This is a genomic window from Flavobacterium sp. KACC 22763 (assembly GCF_028736155.1).
Taxonomy (GTDB): Bacteria; Bacteroidota; Bacteroidia; order Flavobacteriales; family Flavobacteriaceae; genus Flavobacterium.
Map to the genome: position 1 here is coordinate 4,362,548 of NZ_CP117879.1, position 19,188 is coordinate 4,381,735.

Consider the following 19,188-nt stretch of genomic DNA (forward strand, 5'->3'; position numbering starts at 1 on the left):
TCTAAGTCAGTCTAAGAAGTCTTACTTTGTTCTGTTCGCGCTAATATACGCTGCCATAGTTTCGATAGACTGAAAAATAGATTTTCCTTCTTTCGGATCTACTAATTTAATTCCGTAATCTTTATCTAAAATCACGATCAATTCAAGTGCATCAATCGAGTCTAAACCTAAACCATCTCCAAACAATGGATCGTTATCAGCAATATCTTCAACTGCGATATCTTCAAGGTTTAAAGTTGTTATGATTTTATTTTTTAATTCTTCTTTTAATGCTTCCATGATTATTTATTGTATAATGTATTGATAGTCTCGTTTGTATATTTTGCATTTTCTTCTGTACTAATTGTACATAAAAAAGCTTTATAATTGTCGTTAAAATATTCTACCCAACCGCACAAAACCACATCTGCTTTATTTGTATTCAGAAGAATATTCGAATAATTCGACATAAATTCGGTGTTAAAGGTGTCAAATATAAAGAAAGAATTTTCACTTTTCAGCTGATGACGGATACTTATTTCGCCCAAACAAATATTTGGCAGCGTATAAACAAAGACCGCCGGACTCGGATAATAGTTTTCTTTGTCTGAAATAGATTCCTGATATTTTACATCGGTATCTAAACTCGACGATTTATTGGCCAAAACTAAAGCGATATTATTTTCCTGCTCCGTTGAGGTAATCGGACTCAAAAGCAATTCTGATCCTAAAAAAGCCAGTTTGCTTAAAGCATCCATTTTAAAAAACTTTGGATACTGCATTTCAAAATTACGATATGCCTGTTTAGAAAAATCAGCAAAATCGGTTGGTTCAATTTTGAATACAGAAGCTCCGTTCAAAACAATTTCGTTGTTTTCTATTTTGATGTAGGATTGTATGTTGGGTTTGTTTTGAGTCATTTTCTTATTTATGATATCGTTCAATGGTCTTGTGAAATCATCGACGTTTTCTTTTCCATTTTCTATAATGTAAAATCCCTCTACTTTTTCTTTAAGTTGTATGAAGAAATCTAAAGGTATTTTTTCAAAATTTAAACCATTGTAGCAATCATCTAAATATTGTATTAAGAAAACTAGATTTTCCTTTTTATGAGTTCTTAAAAATATAGAACAATAAAGATAATCTTTGTCTAAGTATTCATTATTGCTAAAAAGAATTTCATCAGATAGATGATAAAGTAAATCTTCATTCCAGTTTAATATTTCGATTGAAAATTTCTCACTATCTTTCTTGCTTAAATTACTAACAATATCTCTAATGTTAGGATATATCACATATTCGAAAGCACCACTACTTCTCTCAAGATTAGTCTCAATGTAATTTTTTAAACTTGCAATTTCATCACTCATAAATTAAATTTTTTAATTCGTGAAAATTAGTGCAATTCGTGTTTTACCTTTTCAAAAACCACAGCCGTATTACAGCCTCCAAATCCAGAAGCCGTTTTCAGGAAATAATCAATCTTATTTTCTTGATTTTTTTCAATCACGTTAATATTTTCACTAACTCCAATTTCATCAAAACCTTTCGATTCAAAAAGCTTATTTTGGTTGGCAGATTCTATGGCAATTACCGTTTCCAATAATCCCGAAGCGCCTAATGTATGACCATAAAAACCTTTTAAACTATTTACTGGAACATTTTGTAAATCTAAACGAGTTAGAGCAATTGCTTCCATTTCGTCGTTATAAGGAGTTGCGGTTCCGTGTGCTGAAATATAATCCAATTTGTTCGCTTCAATTTGTGCTTCTTTCAAAGCATTCTGAATACTTCTAAACAAACCTTCGCCCGTTCTTGAAGGCCCAGAAATATGATTGGCATCGTTTATCGAACTGTCGCCAATTACTTTTATTTTAGCATTTTTGGCTTCCGCCGAAATTAAAACTGCCGCTGTCGCTTCGCCTAAACTTACTCCAGTTCTGTTTTTAGAATAGGGTTTGCAAGGCAGTTCGCTCATCGCTTGGAAAGCATTAAAACCAGACAAAACAAATTCTGAAACTTCGTCGCCAGCCACTACAAAAATGTTGTCGTAAAGTTCAGACTGAATCATTCTTTTGGCAACAGAAACAGCTAAAATTCCAGAAACGCAGGCATTTGAAACTACAATAGCTTGAGTTTGGAATCCGAAGAAATCTGAAATATTTTTAGCCAAAACATCTAAATGTGCGTTGTTGAAACTTTCCTCAGAATCATTTGCTAAAGCGGTTACATTTCCTTTTGTAGTAGAAAGTATAAAGGCTGTTTTTGAATTTAGGTCTACGTTTGAGTTTTTGATAATCGGCTCTAAAGCCAAAATCATCATTTTCTCTAAACGGGAATATTTTGTCTCAGTACTAATTTTTGAAAAAGCACTATTTATTTTTTCATCAGAAATAATCGAAGCATAAAAAGGATTCAGCATCAAAGAAACATCGTTATGTAGCTGAATTCCAGAATCACCACGAAGAATGGCGCTGATATTAGATTCAACATCAAAACCTAAAGGTGTGATGCAATTTGTTTCGGTGATGTATATTTCTCTTGACATTTTATGATTTTAATTTCGTGAAATTTTTGCTCGCAGATTTGGCAGATTAAGCAGATTCCGATTTTACAATTTTTAATTCGTGAAAATTTGTGAAATTCGTGGCTACTTTAACAACCCCACTTTTCGCTTCCATTCCTCATAAAAAGGCGGATTGGTCAGCATTAAATTTCCTGCTGCATCTAAAAAAACCTGAGTGGTTTCGCCTGTGCAGGCCACTTCTCCTTTGTCATCAATTATTTTAAAACGGTAAATCATTTTGGCTGCGGGAGTGTCAACAACAGTGGTTTCAATTGTTACTACATCTCCATAACGCAAAGACAATTTATGTTCGCAAGTCGATTTTACAATTGGCGTTGTATAACCCGTTTTGGCAATATCCAAATATGTAAGTCCGTGTTGGCGTCCAAATGCTTCTCGTCCATCTTCGAAATACGTGATATAATTGCCGTGCCAAACAATTCCAAGCGGATCTGTTTCGTTAAAACGAATCCTGATTTCGTGTGAAACGGTTAGATCTGTAGCTTCTTTAAACTGCTCTTTTCTTTTTATCATAAAATAATGCGATGGAAGTGGTAATAATGAAAAACAAAAATAATAAACTTATTCTTGGTATGATTTCGACGAAAGAAACGTTTCGAAGCAATACATCGTAAAAAGCTTCTAATCCCCAGTTCATTGGAGATGATTTTGCGATATACTGCATGATTTTCGGCATAGCAAAAACAGGAACCCAAACACCGCCAATTGCGGCTAAAATAATCACACTTGTAGCGCCAAATGGAGCCGATTGTTCTTGTGTGCTGGCTACAGTTCCTAATAAAATTCCGAACCCGATGGCTGCAAAACCTGAAAATAATGCGACAACACTTGTCAGCAAGAAATGCCCTTCGATATTTAAAGAAGGCAATCCGATGGTTGGGAATAAGAATACCGCAACGGCAACCATCATATAAAACTGAATCATACAGATGATCGAGTAGGTGATGGTTTTTCCAATAATCACGACTAAATTAGAAACAGGATTGGTTCTTAATCGAACAAAAGTTCCCTGCGATTTTTCTTTTACAATATTGATAGATAGCGGAATGACAATAAAAAAGATCGCAAAAAGTGTCCAAGCTGGAACATTATGCTGAACGGAATTTGGACGAACTTCTTTGTTGTTGATTCTCGGAATTATTTCTTTGAAAGTGATAAAATTCTTTTGCTCAAAATCGATAGTTTCTTCACCTAATTGTTTTTGGAAAGTGCTGTAAATCGATTTGGTTTCAATTTGCGAAATCATTTTATCGATCGAACTCATTACCGCATTTTTGAAACTCATTTGAACCGCTGGATCAAAATACAGTTTTACTTCTTTTTCTTTAATAACGCGCTGAGGTTCGGCAGCCGTTGTACTATCGGTCAAACCTAAATTGCTCACAATTTTCTCTACATTCTGATTTACTTTTTCCTGTAAATCTGAACTTAGGTTTTCTGGAATTACAATTGCCAGCTGAAATTTTCCTTTGTACACATTTTCTTTGGCAATTTCTTCGGTAATTGGTTTATGGTCAATTTGTGTTACAACAGTAAAATATTTGCTTTTTTCCAAATTTTCAAAAACCGTTTTAGAAACAGATCCGTGGTCTTTATCGACCAAAAGAATCTGAAGTTTAGAATCGGTTACGGCTTTAAAAGTGCTGTCTTGAATTAAGGTTACGGCAATTACCAAAACCAAAGGCATGATAAATAAAATAATCAATCCGCCTAAATCTCTTTTTAGCAAAAGGAATTCTTTTACTACCGACATCCAAATTTTATATATCATCTCTCAACGCTTTACCGGTTAATGAAATAAATACATCTTCTAGATTTCGGGCATCTTTTGTAGATTCAATTAATGCCGACGGAGTTGCTTGTGCATAAATCTGTCCTTGATCTAAAATCGCAATTTGCGAACAGAAATCTTCGGCTTCAGCCAAATGATGCGAAGTATAAATAATAGTCGTTCCGTTTTGATTTAATACTTTCAGATAATCGATAATGGCAGTTTTAGAATGCACGTCGACACCAACTGTTGGCTCATCCAAAAACAAAACTTTCGGATTATGAAGAATTCCGGCAATCAGGTTGACACGGCGTTTCATTCCGCCCGAAAATGTCTGAACTTGTTTATCGGCAAATTTCAATAAACCCAAAAGATCTAGAGTTTCGATTACTTTATCTTTTAAATCAGAACCTTTTAAGCCGTACATGCTTCCAAAATAAAGCAGATTTTCTCTGGCTGTCAAGGTTGGGTACAAAGCATATTCTTGTGGAACAACGCCTATGATTTTTTTAATTTTTGAAGCATGATGCTGATAATCTAAACCATCAATTGTAAAATGCCCAGAAGTTGGTTTTACTAATCCGCAGAGCATCGAGATTAAGGTTGTTTTTCCAGCGCCGTTTGGACCGAGCAAGCCAAAAATCTGACCTTCGTTTATATTTAGCGAAACGTTGTTCAAAGAATACATTTCTGCATTTTTGTACTTTTTCGAAAGGGATTCTATTTGAATGATAGACTGCAAAATAGTGTGTTAGCTAATCGCTTTTTTTAATTTTTTGAAAAAGATTTCTTCTCTATTGGCAATGTCCAAAAGTTCATCGGCAATAGTGTTGTAGGCATCTTCTTTGGCACTTCTGTTCTTATAAATACGTGAAGCTTCAACAGCAAAATCACGCCATGAATCTCCAATTTGAGTCATTTCTTTAGAAAGTGTTTTTAGTTCTTCGTTATTTAAAATAACTGAAGCTTCCTGTAAAAATGCCGCATAAATAAAACGAAAACCACCGCCACCAGTTCCAATTTCTTCTTGCATGCGAACCATTTGCGCCAAGTAATGATTGGCTTTTCTAACACCATGTTTTGCAGGCCATTTGCGAATCTGGCGAGAAACCATTTTGATGCCGCGAACACCAACAATTGGCATTGGCGCTAGCATATCTCGACACGTATTTTTGATTCCTTTAATGATGGCGCTTTTTAAATCGACATCTTTTGGAATCTGAATCGGATAGTACATTTGTCCGCGAGGCGCAAAAGCTCCTTTGGCAAAACGTACTTTATTCATGTCTTCGTAAGTTAAAGTCGTAACAGTTTCCATAACAGGATCGCTCACTAAATACTCAGTTTCGGTTTTTCCGTAAACGACTAAATTGTGCGCGTTGAAATGAAAACGATATTCGTCAGGAAAATAACTTAAATTGTAAACGCCAACCTGTAATCCTGTTGGAATATTATTTTTTAAATTTTCGTCTAATGCTTTATTGGCATTTGCTATAGAAGAAAATTTTTGTCTTTTTATTTTTAAATTTAATCGGTTGGCCACTTTATTGAAAATCTGTCCAGGCAAAGTTCTATAACTGATTGCTGGTGCATGATTTACTTTTATAAAAGGCAGATATACAAAGAATAATCCTGAGCCAATACCAAAAACCATCGGTTCGCTAATGTTTAGTCCACTATTTTTTAGCAGATTTGACGCTACTCCATTCTCGCAATGAGCAGACTGATGATGTGTGAAAGTTAATTCCATTTATTTGGTAATGCTATTTTTTAATTCTTCGATTGATACTCCAAAAGTATCAGCATATTTTTTTAGGATTTTATCGTTTAGTTTGGCAAAAATACTAGGTTTAAAATGTCTTTTTACGCGCCATTTCCAAAACCCGACATAACTTGATAATATGTTAAGATCCATTTTATTGGCTTCCATAAAATACACAATCGGACTTGCTTCGCCATTTAAAACCTGCTGTTTGGCATCGGCAATTCGTTCGTTTATTTCGTCAATAGAATTTGAAAGTGCTATTGTTTTAGGTTCCCAGCCTGTACTTAATGTTGTGGTATAATTACCATTTTCATCTGTTGCGTACAAAAGTTCTTTAACGTTGTTTTTCGTTAAGTTGCTTTGATCCTGAGGTACTTGATCTTTTTCCATTTTGCTAATTTAATTTATTAGAAACATACAGATTGAAAGTATACATAAACTAATTATTAAAAATCCAAGATTTGCGAAAGCTAAAATTCGCTTTTTCTTCACGAATAAATAAATCATTTCTATTAATAATCCAAAATAGAAAAAAACAGTGATGAATAATGCTAAAAAAAACATTCCTAAACCTGCATCTGTATGTCTATGTTGGTCTTGATCGCAAAGTGAATGCGGGTCATAAACGAAGCTCCAATACAAGACTAATAATCCAAACAATGACAATAAAATCCCGATTCGAATTCCTAAATGTGAAATGACTTTTTTAAAATTATCCAACTGAAATTGTTTTCTGAATGAACAAGTTAATTTCACATTCTAAGAGTATCTGGTCTTCGACTGAACTTTTACAGCTCATTGTACATAAAGTGTAATCGTCGCCAGTAAATTTCGAAACTAAATCTGCTTTGGTTATAATAGTGTCACCGACTTTTGGGAGCGCATGAATTTTTACATTTTTCAAAGCACTGATAAATCCAATTACGTTTACATTTTCATTTTCAATTCCGTTGTCATCAAAAAAGTATTTTTTTCCAACAATTGCCGAACAAGTCTGAGCGGTATTTTCAATTAAGCCTGCTTCAATAAAAGTATTGTTTTGAACAAAAATATTGTTTGCTTCAACAAGAAAAACAGTTTCTACTGAACTCGAATCAATATTCAAAATTAAATCCACCATAAGCATTGGCGCTCGGTGCGGTAAATAATTTTGTATGTCAACAGCAGTAGCTTTCATTATTGTTTTATTTTGCCAAAACCGTTTTCATTTGTCCTCTGGCAATTTCTTCATTGTTTAAAGTCGTCACAATATCTACTAAAGTAATTCCGGCAAATTCTTGCAGAATTGTAACTTCAGATTGAATAGTATCGCTAAGCTTTGGAAGTTTCTTAATTTCAATTTCTTTAATAGAACCAATATAGCCTGTTGGAGCAACTTCGTTTTTCAAAAAATATTGATATCCGGTATGCAATGCTACAGATTGTGCCATATGTTCTATTAATCCAGCTTCAAGAAAAATATCGTCTGATACAAAAATATTTTCGCGCTGAATTTCTAAACCAGAAACCAAAGAAGTTTCAGAATAAGAATGCATAGCATCTACCATCACAAAAGGGAACTTTTGCGGCAGTAAATTTTCTACCATTTCTTTTTCTAGAAGTGCCATTGTTTCCATTAGCAAACCGTTAAATAGGCATAAGCAAAAGAAAATCTTCCGCTTTCTGGAACAGATAATAAAATTTTATCTCCTTTTTTCAAATTCCCTGAATTCAATAATTCTTCAAGAGCTAGGTAAATAGAAGCAGAGCCTACATTTCCAACTCGAGAAAGATTCATGAACCATTTGTCATCACTCATTCCGATACCTTTTTCGTTCAATCCTTTTTTAAGTCCTTCAACAAAAAAGTTTGAAGAAACGTGAGGGATAAAATAAGTGATATCTTCCGATTTAATATTGTTTTTATCCATGGCGTCTTTCATGCTTTCGGCACCTTTTGACAGGATAAATTCGTCTAATAATTTAACGTCTTGTTTGATTGAGAAAACAGATTCGTTTAGCCATTGTTCTGGCGAATAATCGCTCCAGCCTTTAATTTCTCCATTTTCCAATTTATCACCTCCGGCATACATGCAAGTTTCTAATTCGTAGGCATACGAAAAAGCTTCCATCCATTCGATTCTAAGTGAAATTGGTCCTCTTGGTTGGTTTTCCAAAAGAAAAGCTCCAGCACCATCTGACAGCATCCAACGAAGAAAATCTTTTTTGAATGCAATAATTGGCTGTTCTTCAAGGCTTTTTAAATTGTCTGCCTCGTGATTGTATTTTTGAGCATTCAGCCAGGTCGAAACTTTTTCTGATCCTGTGCAGATTGCATTTTTTGAATTTCCAGATTTTATAGAAAGAAAACCAAACTTAAGAGAGTTCATTCCGGCACAGCAAACTCCTGTTGAAGAGTTTAATTCTACCGATTTATTTTTTAAAAGACCGTGAACCATCGCAGCATGCGAAGGCAGAAATATGTCCGGAGTCGAAGTTCCACATGAAAGTACTTCTACATCTTGAGGCGTAAAATTTTCATCGAATAACGGTAAAATGGCATTTTTGGTTAATTCGGCATTGCTGTGAGTGCTTTTTCCTTCTTTGTCAACAGCGTAATATCGGCTTGTAATTTTATTATTGCGCAAAATAATGCGTCTTGCTTTAGAAGCAGTATCATTGATAAGGCCTAAGTAGGCTTCCATTTCGTCATTTGAAACGGCTTCGTTTGGCAAATATTTTGCAGCTTTTGTAATATATACTTCAAACATAATTTAAATTTCGTCTTCTAAACTCCCTGATAATATTGAGTTTCCTTTTTTATAGATTTTAACTTAAGCGGATAGGTAATAAGGTGCAATATATACACTATTGGCGAAATTAACCATATCGCAAGGAATAAATAAACATTAAATACTTTAAGCAGCTGTTTTCGGTTTTTTTGATTTTTATAAATGATGTTTGACCATTTATTAAAAATTTTATTGGCCGTTTTGTCAACAGTCACTAAATATGAACTTATTTTTACAGCGCCAGCTTCGACCAATTTTGGCTGTAATTGCGTTAAATTATCTTTTTGTAAAGAATCGAGCATGATTTCTCCAAACTGACTTGATTCTTGTATGTCTTTTTCTGAAACTCCTGGAAGCGGAAAAATACCTAAATATTTTTTCTTAACCCCAGAGAACATCCATTCTACAATAGTTATAACGCTGATTAAATTTCCAACTCGGTCTACCAAAGCTACATTTCCAACCAAATTGGCATTGGCTTTTCTGAGTAAAACTTTGATTTTTTCCTGAGCCATAATCCACATGTTTCTTGAGCCGCTTATGGTGATAACAGGAGTATTGTTCAAAATTTTCTTGGCATCTTCGCTTTTCAAAAATGAATTAATCGGAATTGAAGGCGATAAGTACCAAACCTGATAATGAAATAAAACTAGATCAAATTTTGTATTTAGGATTTCTTCTGGAACTGGTTTTAATGCAGTAGGAATCTGTAAAAATGATTCTGGAAAAGCATCAAAAAATGATTCTTTGTTCCAAGGAAACGGAAATGGTTTTTCTAATTGTATTTCGTGAAAAGTAAGATTTATTTCGTCTGAATTTAGGAATGGTTTTGCAATATTTTTTGCAATAGATTCCAATTGTCCAGATTGAGAATAATAAATTACGAGAACATTTTTCATTGGGTTTTTTGGCTTTGGTGGTTCGCAAAAGTAAGTAAATTTATTTAAACGAATTTTCTTATTTCGACCAATGACATAGAATTCCCAATTTTTTGATTTATTGAAAAAAACTAAACCGAAAAGTGTTTGTTTGATGCTATTTTGGCAATGAATTTTTGTTTTCTAACTGGTTCCAAAAATCAAAATAATTGAACCATTGTAAAGGGTATTGCTGAAGAATACTTTCTACGCTTTTTACATATTCTTTCAAAAGCGCTTTTTCGTCTCGATGTTTTACTTCGGCTTCTCTTGCGTACAAATGATAATGAAGGTTTGGTTCTTTCATTACATAAACAAAAACGACAGGAACTTTTAATCTTGAAGCAATTAAAAACGGACCCGCAGGGAAATTGGCTTCTTTGCCCAAAAGATTTTCAGAAAGCGATTTGGTTCCTTCAAAATAACGATCGCCTGTAAAGCAGATTAATTCGTTATTGGCCAAAGCGGCATTGATCTCAAAAATATGAGACAAATCTTCTTTGATGATAATAAATTTTACGGTTGGTTTTTGAGAAACACTTTCTAGATAATTCTTAATGGCAGAATGTTCTAAATCTGTCGTAACGAGATTGATTTGGAAATTAAGATCAATATCTCCTAAAAAATGTTCTGCAATTTCGAAGTTTCCAACATGAGCGCTGATTAAAACACCGCCTTTTTTCTCGGCAAGTAATTTTTTAAGCGTTTCTATTCCGTCAAATTCGTAAGTGAATCTGTTTCTCATTCCAGCAGAAATGGAAACTTTATCAATAATGGTTTGTCCAAAAGTATAATAGCTTTTGAAAACCATTTTTTTGGATTTGAAATAGGAGTATTGAAGTCTTTCTTTAAAATAATAGAAAATGGCTCTGTTGCTTTTTCTTAGAAATAAAAAATAATAAGAAGCAACAAAATAAAGTAAGGCATAAGCAGCTTTGACACCCGCTTTTTGAATTAAAAAAACGAATATTTTATAACCTAATACAGTTCCTTTGGATTTACCATCCCATTGACTCATTTAAGCTGATTTGGCTTTGATTTTAGTTTCGATTAAGTCATAAAAACTTTGAAAATCAGAAATTCCAACAAAATCTGCTTCAACTAGTTTTACACCAAAGTTTGCCTCTATTGAAACGACCAAATCAACATAATCCAGACTGTCTAACCCAAGTGTATCTTTTAAATTAGCATTTGGTTCAATGTCGTCATTATCAACTTCAAATTCATCAACTAAAAAACCATTAATTTTTGCTATAATCTCTTCTTTATTCATTGTTCAATTTAAACTTTTTAACCACCAACGCAGAGTTGGTTCCTCCGAAACCGAAAGAATTGGACAAAAATATGTCAAATTTTTTGTTTAACGTAGTTTTAACTAAATTTAATTTTGACGCATCTTCATCTGGGTTTTCCAAATTGATGTTTGGCGCGATAAAATCGTGCTGCATCATTAAGATAGAATAAATGATTTCGCTTGCTCCCGCCATCCAGCATTCGTGGCCAGTCATGGATTTTGTAGAACTTACTGGAGGATTTTTTTCTCCAAAAACTTCAAAAATAGCTTTGGCTTCATTAGCATCTCCAACAGGTGTTGAGGTTGCATGAGCATTTATATATTCAATATCTGAAGCTTCTAATTTGGCATCATCAAGTGCACGTTTCATAGCTGTTGCAGGTCCTTCAACGTTTGGAGTTGAAATGTGCCCTCCGTTTGAAGAAAATCCGTAACCGCCAATTTCTGCAATGATATTGGCACCGCGAGCAATTGCAGATTCGTAACTTTCCAAAATTAAAGTTGCGCCACCACCACTCGGAATTAATCCGTCGCGACCCATATCAAAAGGTCTTGAAGCTTTTGTTGGATCGCCTTCTCGGTTAGAAAAAACACCTAATCCGTCAAAACTGCTCATGGCATATTTATTGATTTCCTGAGCTCCGCCAGTAATTACAATGTCTTGAAAGCCGCTTTTAATTAAAAAATAAGCCAAACCAATAGAGTGAGAACCGCTGGCACAAGCCGCACTAACAGTAAGATTGATTCCGCGAAGTTTAAAAATCGTAGAAAGGTTCATTGTTACCGTAGAATTCATCGATTTAAAAATCGCACCAGAACCAATAAGAGCAGTGTCTTTTTTCTCACGAACAATATCTGTTGCGTCAATAATAGCTTTAGAAACGCTATCATTTCCGTACATGATGCCTACTTCGCGTTCATCAAAAAAAGCATCATCAATATTAGCGTTTTTTAAAGCTTCTATAGTTGCCATATAAGCATATTCGGTTTCTTCACCGATGCTCATACGTTGTCTTCGCGTCAATAAATTTTTAAGATCGGCTTTCGGAACCATTCCTGTCAAGGCCGATTGAAAACCAAATTCTTTTCTTTCAGAATCAAACTGAATACCAGATTTTCCTTCGTATAACGAATCTTTTACTTCGTCCAAAGAAGTTCCGATACAAGAATAAATTCCCATTCCAGTAATTACAACTCGTCTATTCATCGTCTTTCAAAAGTAATTTTTTATCCTTAAAGTGTAATTTTTAAAACAAAGGCACAAAGTTTTTATTTTTTAATCTCGCAAAGGCGCAGAGTCGCAAAGGTTCTTTTTTAAAGTCTTTTTTAATAAAACTTTGCGACTCTGCGTCTTTGCGAGCAATTTACTTTTAAGTAAAAACTTAAAAATAAACTTCGCAAACATAGTATTCTTTAAGAATATATTCCGCCATTTATGTTGATAATTTCTCCTGTAATATAGCTTGCTTTTTTAGAAATCAAAAAGCTTACCAAATCTGCTACTTCTTCTGCTTCACCGAAACGATTAACCGGAATTAGCTTTAATAATTCTTTTTCGTCTAGCTGACTTGTCATATCGGTTCTGATAAAACCTGGAGCGACAGCATTTACAGTAATGTTTCGTTTTGCAACTTCTTGAGCCAAAGCTTTAGTTGCTGCTACAATGGCACCTTTTGCAGCCGAATAATTGGCTTGTCCCGCTGTTCCTTTTACTCCAGAAACAGAAACCATATTTACGATTCGGCCGTATTTATTGCGTAACATTTTTTGAATGAAAAACTGAGTTACATTAAAGAAACCGTTTACGCTTGTATTCATAACGCCGTTCCAGTCTTCTGGAGTCATCCACATAAAAAGGCCATCTTTTGTGATTCCGGCATTGTTTACAATTGCTTCAACCAATTTTTCAGGATTAGCTTCCTGCCAAGCAGTTAAAACAGTTTGTACTTCTTCAAAATTAGAAACATCAAAACCTAAGATTTCGCCTGTTGCGCCTAATTTTTGTACTTCTTGTAATGTTTCTTCGGCAGCTGTTTTATTCGAATGATAATTAATCAGAATATGATAATCGGATTCTACGGCTAGTTTTTTACAAATCGCACTTCCAATTCCTCTCGAACCGCCTGTTACTAATACACACTTCATTTATGTAGGGTTTATTTTTATTCGTCATCAATGAAACCACTTTTATAGAAAGCGATTTCATTGATGCAAATTTCTAATTTATTTGGAGATAAATATTATTTCTTTTTTTTAGGTGCTGGTTTTGCAGCCGGTTTTGTCGCTGGCTTAGTTTCTTGTTTTGGTTTTTCGGCAGAAACGGGAGCTACAGCTGGCTGAGGTTTTTCTGCACTTTTAGAAAACAGTTCTGCGTTTTCAAACCATTGGTTGGCCAAAACTGTTCCGTCAGGTTTAAGAAATCCCCATTTTCCTTCGTTTTTTACTCTAGCAACACCACCAATAAATCCTTTATCTTGTTGCGTAAACATCGCAATAATAGCATTTGTTGTGATGCCATATTGAGTTGGGATTACTAATTTTCCAGATTCATTAATGAATCCCCAGTTGCTTTCTTTTACTGGAGCTAGACCGTTTGTACTGAAAACTTCGGCATCGCTGTAAGTTGGCTCAATCACAAATTTCCCCTCTGGGTTAATGAATCCCCATTTTTTTCCAACTAGAACTGGAGCAAGGTTTTTTGAAAACGCTTTCCCTTTATCGTAAATAGGAAGAATTGCCCAATTTCCTTTTAAATCGATGTATCCAATTTTTCCGTTCTTTTTGGCAAAAGTCAAATCTTGAGTTTCAAAATCCCAGATTTTTTCAGCTCCGTCAACAGGAACAAATTTTCCGCCGCTTACCAATCCGAAAGTTTTGTCTTTTCTAGCCCAAGTTGTTCCTTTAAAATAATTTCCAACTTCGGCGTAAACTGGTTCAACCAATTCTTTTCCGTTAGTATCAATAATTCCCCAGTTTTTGTTTAATTCAACTCTGGCATAACCATTTTCAAAAGGTTTGATCTGATCGTATTTTGGTTCTAAAACAACAGTCATTTTGTTGTTAATCAAACCAACCTTATTGTTTTGTCTAATGAAAGCAACGCCATCATTAAAATCAAATAATTTTTCAGATGCCGGAGCTTGTTGAATTTCTCCTTTTGTATTAATATAAACCCAGTCTTTGTCTTTTTGTACAACTGCGATTCCGTTGTTAAAATCTTTAGCATCTTTAAAATCGGCTGGAATTACCCAAGTTCCTTTTGCATCGATAAATCCCCATTTCCCGCCGTTTTCTACAGCAGCTAAACCTTCAGAAAAACTTCTAGCAGATTTGTATTGCGGTTCGATTTTAAAAGATCCGTCTTTAGAAAGATATCCAATTTTGGAGTTTTTTTTAACTAATGCTAATTCTTGACTATTAACAAATTGAATTAATACTAGCGATAAAAAAATAAGTGACTTTTTCATGATTTTATGATTCAATATTAATATTATGAAAATTCATTTTTGTTATTTTTGAAAGAGTTCAGCATTCTGAAACCATTCAATCAAAATTTCTCCATTTGGCTTAAGAAAACCCCATTTTCCTTTATGCTTAACCCTTGCTAATCCGTTGACAAACCCTTTTTCATCACGTGTATAATTTCCAAATACTGCTGAAATTTCGTAATCTGTTGGAATTACTAAATTTCCAGTTTTATCTATAAATCCCCAACCGTTTAAATTTTTTACAGCGGCAAGACCATTTTCACTAAAAGGCTCTGCGTCGGTATATGTTGGCTGTACAATACACTCTCCTGTTAAATTAGTATAGCCCCATTTTCCTCTCAAACAAACAGGCGCTAAATTTTGAGAAAAACCTTTTGCTTTGTCAAATAATGGTTTAAGAACCCATTGACCTTTAAAATCAACAAATCCAAATTTCCCATCTTTTTTGGCCGCAATTAAGTCTTGCGTGCCAAAAGGACCAAATTCAGTAACACCAGGTAGTTCAATAAAAACCCCATTGTGTACTAATCCATATGCTTTTCCTTTTTTTGCCCATGTTGTATTATTGAAACCATCGCCAATTTCGTCGTAAACAACTTCGGCAATTTCTTTCCCTGTTGTATCAATAATTCCCCATTTGTCATTTAACGCTACTCTTGCATAACCTTTATAAAAAGCTCTGATAACATCATATTTTGGAGCAAGAACAATTTCAAATTTGTTATTGATTAATCCAACTTTATCGTTTTGTCTAAAAAAAGCTACTCCATCATGAAAATCAAATAATTTATCTGATTTTGGATTACCATTTACTATCTCGCCGCTTTTATTGATGTAATGCCAAACAGCGTCTTTTTCTATGGCACATATTCCGCTGCTAAAATCTTTTGCGCTATCAAAAGTTGCTGGAATTACAAACGCTCCTGTGTTATCTATAAATCCCCATTTTCCATTCTCTTTAACAGCAGCCAAACCATCAGAAAATTCTCTTGCAGCACTATACTTTGGCTCAACAGCAAAAGTTCCATCGTTTCGGATAAGCCCAAATTTACCGTCCTTTTTTACTAAAGCAAGCTCTTGAGCGTTAATTGATTGAGCGAGAATTAAGAATAAAAAAAATATTTTTTTCATGTTGGATTGTCGTATGATTAAAGTCTCAAATTAACTGTTGATCAAGTAATCTTTTACTTTTTGAACAAAAGGATACATTACTTGGTCTTCCTTAAATTCTGGAATTATATTTCTGATATCGTCGTACCATTTTTTAGTTGTAGACGAAATTTGATCTTTTTGTCTCAAATAATCAATTGCCTGAACAATTGTAATTAATTCGATAGCCAAAACTTCAAAAGAGTTTTCAATTACTTTTGCCGTCATCACTGCAGCATTTGTTCCCATACTTACAATATCCTGATTGTCATTATTGTTTGGAATACTGTGAACATACATCGGATTAGATAATGTCTGACTTTCTGCAGTTGTTGAAGTAGCAACGAACTGAACACCCTGCATTCCGAAATTAAAACCTAATGTTCCTAAGTTTACGAATGGAGGAAGAATTTCGTTGATTTTTGAATTCAATAAATAATTCAATTGACGTTCTGCCAGCATCGTTAATTTTGTAATAACGATTTTCAGTTTATCCATTTCTAGTGAAATGTAATCTCCGTGGAAATTTCCGCCGTGATAAACGTGTTTGTTTTTTACGTCAATGATTGGGTTATCGTTTGCTGAGTTAAATTCGTCTTCTAGAATAGAAGCAACATTATTTATAGTTTCTAAAACTGGTCCCAGAATTTGAGGAACACATCTTAATGAGTAATATTCCTGAACTTTTTCTTTGAAGATTTCTTCGGTGTTTTCGCCAGAATATAAATGGTCTTCTCTTTTACGGATTAAAGTACTGTCAGAAAGATTTTGTCTCATTCTTTCAGCAACTTCCTGCTGTCCTTTATGACGTTTTGTTTGATTTAATTCTGCAGAAAAATGATCATCATAAGCCTGAACCAATTCGTTAATCGCACAAGAAGCTTTTAATGACCAGTCTAATAATTTTTTGGCATAATGAACATTTACTACTCCAATTCCTGTCATTACAGAAGTTCCGTTGATTAATGCCAAACCTTCTCTAATTTCTACTTGAATTGGTTTTAAACCTTCAATTTCGAAAACTTCTGCAGTTGCGCGTCTTTCGCCTTTATAGAAAACTTCGCCTTCGCCAATTAATACCAAAGCTAAATGTGATAGCTGCACTAAGTCTCCGCTGGCACCTACACCACCGTGTTCAAAAATTAAAGGTGTAATATCTCGATTGATTAATTCTGCCATTAAATGAATAACAGAAGAATGAACTCCTGAGTTTCCTAAAGAAAGTGTATTTAATCGAGCTAAAATTGCTGCTTTTGCACACTCAGGGTTTAAAGGTTTTCCTGTTCCAGAAGAGTGGCTTCTGATTAAATTGTATTGCAATTGAATTTGATCTGACTCCTTAATTCTATATTGAGCCATTGGACCAAAGCCAGTATTTACTCCGTAGATTACTTTGTTTCCTGAGAATTCTTTTAAGAAATTAAAACTTTCGTTTACTCGATTTAAAACCACATCGCTTATCGCAACTTTGCTTTTTCCGAAGATAATGGCTTCAAATTCTGCTAAACTTAAATATTCATTTATTGTATTCATCAAATCGATTTTGGTTGTGCTAATTTAATTTTATTTATCAAAATAAATGTAGTTATTTTGATGATGGCAAATGTAGGTTAATTAATGATAATAATTCTAATATGACAAAGGAGTTTGTTGATGTTTTAGTGATTGGTGCAGGACCGTCTGGATGTGTTTCGGCATCGTATCTTTTTAAGAACAACGTAAAGGTTAAAGTTGTAGAAAAAACGAAGTTTCCGAGACTGGTAGTAGGCGAGAGCCTTATTCCGCGTGTAATGGATCATTTTGCTGAAGCAGAATTGTTTGACGCTCTTGATGCAATGAACTTCGAAAAAAAATTAGGAGCTCGTTTTATCAGAGGAGAAGAAATCTGCAATTTTGATTTTAGCGTAAAATTTGGCGAAGGATGGGATTGGACTTGGCAAGTTCCAAGAGCTGATTTTGACAATACAATGGCGCAAGAAATTATAAGAAAAGGGATTGATCTGGAATTTGAAACTGAAGTTTTGGAAGTTTCTTTTGAAGGGAAAAATTCAAAAACCATTGTAAAAGACAAAGACGGAAACCTAAAAGAAATCCACGCTAAATTTATCATCGACTCGAGTGGATATGGACGCGTTTTACCAAGACTTTTAGATTTGGATACACCGTCAAAATTAGATCCGCATTCTTCTATTTTTACTCATGTTAAAGATATAAATAGAGAAGAAGGTGTAGAGGGAACTCAAATTTCATTTGACATTTTAGAGACTCAAGTTTGGCTTTGGGTAATTCCGTTTTCTAACGGAAATACGAGTTTGGGAGTTGTTGGTCCAACAGATTTTATTAATTCTCTTTCTGAAAATAAAGACAATGCTGAAGCTTTGCGAAATGCCATTCAGAAATCTGATTATTATATTAAAAGATTTGCTGGAACAGAGTTTTTATTTGAACCTGTTAAATTAGAAAACTACTCAAGAGCTGTAAAAAGAATGTACGGCGACGGTTTTGCTTTAACAGGAAACAGTTCAGAATTTTTAGATCCAGTTTTCTCATCCGGAGTTGCTTTTGCAACCGAATCAGGAATGTTGGCTGCAAAATTATATTTGAAAGAAGCACAAGGAATTCCTGTAGATTGGGAAGTAGAATTTACGCAATACATGAAACGCGGAATCGCTGTTTTTACCACGTATGTTCAAGAATGGTACACAGGAAATTTACAGACTTTATTTTTCCACCAACCTGAAAATCCAGAAGTAAAAGAAAAAATATGCGCGGTTTTAGCGGGCTATGTTTGGAATGAAGAAAATTCGTTTGTCAAAAAACACGATCACGTAATTGCTAATATGGCGTATTTACTAAATATGCAAAAAGAACAAAGCCCTGAATAAACAGGGCTTTTTTTATAAAAAAATAATTCATTTTTCAGATTCATTCCGTAGGAATGTCTTGTTGGTAGAAATTAAATTTGAATTGTGATAATACGTTCCGTAGGAACGTTTGATTAATGGATGTGTATATTATTTTCGTAAATCAGATGTCCCTACAGGACATAATGCAAAACGACAATATTTTTTTCTACCGACCAGATATTCCTAACGGAATATTAAATATTGCTATTAATCTGGAATCGGATATTACAATCCAAAAATCTTCTCCATTACAATCCATTTTTGTCCTGGTTTTGCCCACGGTAAAGCTTGTTGAAATTTCCACATTAAGGTTTCCCATTCCTGAACTTTTTCGTTTGCTGCGTCGGCTTGATCTTTTTTCTCGAAAGTAAAATCAGCATCTGCTTCGATGATCATGAATAATCGGTTTCCTGTGCAATAAATATCTAGCACTTCAATTCCAGAATCTTGAATGCTTTTTTTAATTTCTGGCCATACATTTTCATGCAGTTCTTTGTATTCTGCAATCAAATCTGCATCATCTATTAAGTCTAATGCCAGATAGAATTTTTGAGTTGCCATA

21 protein-coding genes are annotated in these 19,188 nt (G+C 34.1%); 1 reads left to right on the forward strand and 20 read right to left on the reverse strand.

Annotated elements, in window-relative coordinates; all coding sequences use genetic code 11:
• Window positions 1-21: 21 nt before the first annotated feature.
• From PQ463_RS18320 to flxA, 19 genes are all read right to left on the reverse strand, one after another.
• On the reverse strand, window positions 22-279 hold the full coding sequence (locus PQ463_RS18320) for a phosphopantetheine-binding protein (protein WP_111378796.1): 258 nt from the start codon (window positions 277-279) through the stop codon (window positions 22-24).
• Window positions 280-281: 2 nt separating this feature from the next.
• Window positions 282-899 carry a 3-oxoacyl-ACP synthase gene (locus PQ463_RS18325; RefSeq protein WP_274257973.1) on the reverse strand — a complete coding sequence of 206 codons (618 nt, stop codon included), beginning with the start codon at window positions 897-899 and terminating at the stop codon, window positions 282-284.
• A gap of 476 nt (window positions 900-1,375) precedes the next feature.
• Window positions 1,376-2,527, reverse strand: coding sequence for a beta-ketoacyl synthase N-terminal-like domain-containing protein (locus PQ463_RS18330; RefSeq protein ID WP_274254913.1), 1,152 nt, complete (start codon window positions 2,525-2,527; stop codon window positions 1,376-1,378).
• A 102-nt stretch (window positions 2,528-2,629) separates the two neighbouring features.
• Window positions 2,630-3,079, reverse strand: a complete 450-nt coding sequence (locus PQ463_RS18335; RefSeq protein ID WP_111423009.1) for an acyl-CoA thioesterase — start codon at window positions 3,077-3,079, stop codon at window positions 2,630-2,632.
• A complete protein-coding gene (locus PQ463_RS18340; protein WP_274254914.1) occupies window positions 3,054-4,337 on the reverse strand; it encodes an ABC transporter permease in 1,284 nt (427 codons plus the stop codon). The genes PQ463_RS18335 and PQ463_RS18340 overlap by 26 nt, the downstream gene beginning before the upstream one ends.
• Window positions 4,327-5,025 carry an ABC transporter ATP-binding protein gene (locus PQ463_RS18345; RefSeq protein WP_008465897.1) on the reverse strand — a complete coding sequence of 233 codons (699 nt, stop codon included), beginning with the start codon at window positions 5,023-5,025 and terminating at the stop codon, window positions 4,327-4,329. Before PQ463_RS18345 ends, PQ463_RS18340 begins: the two co-directional genes overlap by 11 nt.
• 63 nt (window positions 5,026-5,088) lie before the next feature.
• Window positions 5,089-6,087, reverse strand: coding sequence for a BtrH-related acyltransferase DarH (gene darH, locus PQ463_RS18350; RefSeq protein WP_274254915.1), 999 nt, complete (start codon window positions 6,085-6,087; stop codon window positions 5,089-5,091).
• Window positions 6,088-6,492, reverse strand: a complete 405-nt coding sequence (gene DarG / locus PQ463_RS18355) for a flexirubin biosynthesis protein DarG (protein ID WP_274254916.1) — start codon at window positions 6,490-6,492, stop codon at window positions 6,088-6,090. It lies immediately after the preceding gene.
• A 322-nt stretch (window positions 6,493-6,814) separates the two neighbouring features.
• The gene (locus PQ463_RS18360; protein WP_201999155.1) at window positions 6,815-7,279 is read right to left on the reverse strand and encodes a hotdog family protein; all 465 of its coding nucleotides are present in this window, start codon (window positions 7,277-7,279) and stop codon (window positions 6,815-6,817) included.
• Window positions 7,280-7,286: 7 nt separating this feature from the next.
• Entirely contained in the window at window positions 7,287-7,718 is a 432-nt protein-coding gene (locus PQ463_RS18365) for a hotdog family protein (protein ID WP_274254917.1), read from the reverse strand.
• On the reverse strand, window positions 7,718-8,851 hold the full coding sequence (gene darB, locus PQ463_RS18370) for a dialkylresorcinol biosynthesis protein DarB (RefSeq protein WP_274254918.1): 1,134 nt from the start codon (window positions 8,849-8,851) through the stop codon (window positions 7,718-7,720). The genes PQ463_RS18365 and darB overlap by 1 nt, the downstream gene beginning before the upstream one ends.
• A 17-nt stretch (window positions 8,852-8,868) precedes the next feature.
• A complete protein-coding gene (locus PQ463_RS18375; protein ID WP_274254919.1) occupies window positions 8,869-9,771 on the reverse strand; it encodes an NADPH-dependent FMN reductase family protein in 903 nt (300 codons plus the stop codon).
• A 136-nt stretch (window positions 9,772-9,907) separates the two neighbouring features.
• A complete protein-coding gene (locus PQ463_RS18380; protein ID WP_274254920.1) occupies window positions 9,908-10,807 on the reverse strand; it encodes a lysophospholipid acyltransferase family protein in 900 nt (299 codons plus the stop codon).
• The gene (locus tag PQ463_RS18385; RefSeq protein WP_008465907.1) at window positions 10,808-11,062 is read right to left on the reverse strand and encodes an acyl carrier protein; all 255 of its coding nucleotides are present in this window, start codon (window positions 11,060-11,062) and stop codon (window positions 10,808-10,810) included.
• Window positions 11,055-12,290: a beta-ketoacyl-[acyl-carrier-protein] synthase family protein gene (locus PQ463_RS18390; RefSeq protein ID WP_274254921.1), complete on the reverse strand. Its 1,236-nt coding sequence runs from the start codon at window positions 12,288-12,290 to the stop codon at window positions 11,055-11,057. The genes PQ463_RS18385 and PQ463_RS18390 overlap by 8 nt, the downstream gene beginning before the upstream one ends.
• Window positions 12,291-12,496: 206 nt before the next feature.
• Window positions 12,497-13,228 (reverse strand): flexirubin biosynthesis SDR family reductase FlxB, encoded by a 732-nt coding sequence (gene flxB, locus PQ463_RS18395; RefSeq protein WP_274254922.1) that lies wholly within the window; start codon window positions 13,226-13,228, stop codon window positions 12,497-12,499.
• Window positions 13,229-13,323: 95 nt separating this feature from the next.
• Window positions 13,324-14,550 (reverse strand): WG repeat-containing protein, encoded by a 1,227-nt coding sequence (locus tag PQ463_RS18400; protein ID WP_274254923.1) that lies wholly within the window; start codon window positions 14,548-14,550, stop codon window positions 13,324-13,326.
• Window positions 14,551-14,592: 42 nt separating this feature from the next.
• Window positions 14,593-15,702 (reverse strand): WG repeat-containing protein, encoded by a 1,110-nt coding sequence (locus PQ463_RS18405; RefSeq protein WP_274254924.1) that lies wholly within the window; start codon window positions 15,700-15,702, stop codon window positions 14,593-14,595.
• A 30-nt stretch (window positions 15,703-15,732) separates the two neighbouring features.
• The gene (gene flxA / locus PQ463_RS18410; protein ID WP_274254925.1) at window positions 15,733-17,253 is read right to left on the reverse strand and encodes a flexirubin biosynthesis tyrosine ammonia-lyase FlxA; all 1,521 of its coding nucleotides are present in this window, start codon (window positions 17,251-17,253) and stop codon (window positions 15,733-15,735) included.
• A gap of 101 nt (window positions 17,254-17,354) precedes the next feature.
• Here flxA and PQ463_RS18415 point away from each other — a divergent pair, with 101 nt between their 5' ends.
• Window positions 17,355-18,605, forward strand: a complete 1,251-nt coding sequence (locus PQ463_RS18415; protein ID WP_274254926.1) for an NAD(P)/FAD-dependent oxidoreductase — start codon at window positions 17,355-17,357, stop codon at window positions 18,603-18,605.
• A gap of 246 nt (window positions 18,606-18,851) precedes the next feature.
• On the opposite strand, the gene PQ463_RS18420 is transcribed toward PQ463_RS18415, so the two are convergent.
• Complete coding sequence (locus tag PQ463_RS18420) at window positions 18,852-19,187, reverse strand: L-rhamnose mutarotase (protein ID WP_274254927.1); 336 nt, start codon at window positions 19,185-19,187, stop codon at window positions 18,852-18,854.
• Window position 19,188 lies beyond the last annotated feature (1 nt).

Bases quoted from the DNA above. Each gene is read 5' to 3' on its own strand.
- PQ463_RS18405 (WP_274254924.1), bottom strand. From the start codon at position 15,702: ATGAAAAAAATATTTTTTTTATTCTTAATTCTCGCTCAATCAATTAAC.
- PQ463_RS18415 (WP_274254926.1), top strand. From the start codon at position 17,355: ATGACAAAGGAGTTTGTTGATGTTTTAGTGATTGGTGCAGGACCGTCT.
- PQ463_RS18380 (WP_274254920.1), bottom strand. From the start codon at position 10,807: ATGAGTCAATGGGATGGTAAATCCAAAGGAACTGTATTAGGTTATAAA.
- flxB (WP_274254922.1), bottom strand. From the start codon at position 13,228: ATGAAGTGTGTATTAGTAACAGGCGGTTCGAGAGGAATTGGAAGTGCG.
- PQ463_RS18375 (WP_274254919.1), bottom strand. From the start codon at position 9,771: ATGAAAAATGTTCTCGTAATTTATTATTCTCAATCTGGACAATTGGAA.
- PQ463_RS18340 (WP_274254914.1), bottom strand. From the start codon at position 4,337: ATGATATATAAAATTTGGATGTCGGTAGTAAAAGAATTCCTTTTGCTA.
- DarG (WP_274254916.1), bottom strand. From the start codon at position 6,492: ATGGAAAAAGATCAAGTACCTCAGGATCAAAGCAACTTAACGAAAAAC.
- PQ463_RS18420 (WP_274254927.1), bottom strand. From the start codon at position 19,187: ATGGCAACTCAAAAATTCTATCTGGCATTAGACTTAATAGATGATGCA.
- flxA (WP_274254925.1), bottom strand. From the start codon at position 17,253: ATGAATACAATAAATGAATATTTAAGTTTAGCAGAATTTGAAGCCATT.
- PQ463_RS18385 (WP_008465907.1), bottom strand. From the start codon at position 11,062: ATGAATAAAGAAGAGATTATAGCAAAAATTAATGGTTTTTTAGTTGAT.
- PQ463_RS18335 (WP_111423009.1), bottom strand. From the start codon at position 3,079: ATGATAAAAAGAAAAGAGCAGTTTAAAGAAGCTACAGATCTAACCGTT.
- PQ463_RS18325 (WP_274257973.1), bottom strand. From the start codon at position 899: ATGACTCAAAACAAACCCAACATACAATCCTACATCAAAATAGAAAAC.
- darH (WP_274254915.1), bottom strand. From the start codon at position 6,087: ATGGAATTAACTTTCACACATCATCAGTCTGCTCATTGCGAGAATGGA.
- PQ463_RS18400 (WP_274254923.1), bottom strand. From the start codon at position 14,550: ATGAAAAAGTCACTTATTTTTTTATCGCTAGTATTAATTCAATTTGTT.
- PQ463_RS18365 (WP_274254917.1), bottom strand. From the start codon at position 7,718: ATGGAAACAATGGCACTTCTAGAAAAAGAAATGGTAGAAAATTTACTG.
- PQ463_RS18390 (WP_274254921.1), bottom strand. From the start codon at position 12,290: ATGAATAGACGAGTTGTAATTACTGGAATGGGAATTTATTCTTGTATC.
- PQ463_RS18330 (WP_274254913.1), bottom strand. From the start codon at position 2,527: ATGTCAAGAGAAATATACATCACCGAAACAAATTGCATCACACCTTTA.
- darB (WP_274254918.1), bottom strand. From the start codon at position 8,851: ATGTTTGAAGTATATATTACAAAAGCTGCAAAATATTTGCCAAACGAA.
- PQ463_RS18345 (WP_008465897.1), bottom strand. From the start codon at position 5,025: ATGTATTCTTTGAACAACGTTTCGCTAAATATAAACGAAGGTCAGATT.
- PQ463_RS18360 (WP_201999155.1), bottom strand. From the start codon at position 7,279: ATGAAAGCTACTGCTGTTGACATACAAAATTATTTACCGCACCGAGCG.
- PQ463_RS18320 (WP_111378796.1), bottom strand. From the start codon at position 279: ATGGAAGCATTAAAAGAAGAATTAAAAAATAAAATCATAACAACTTTA.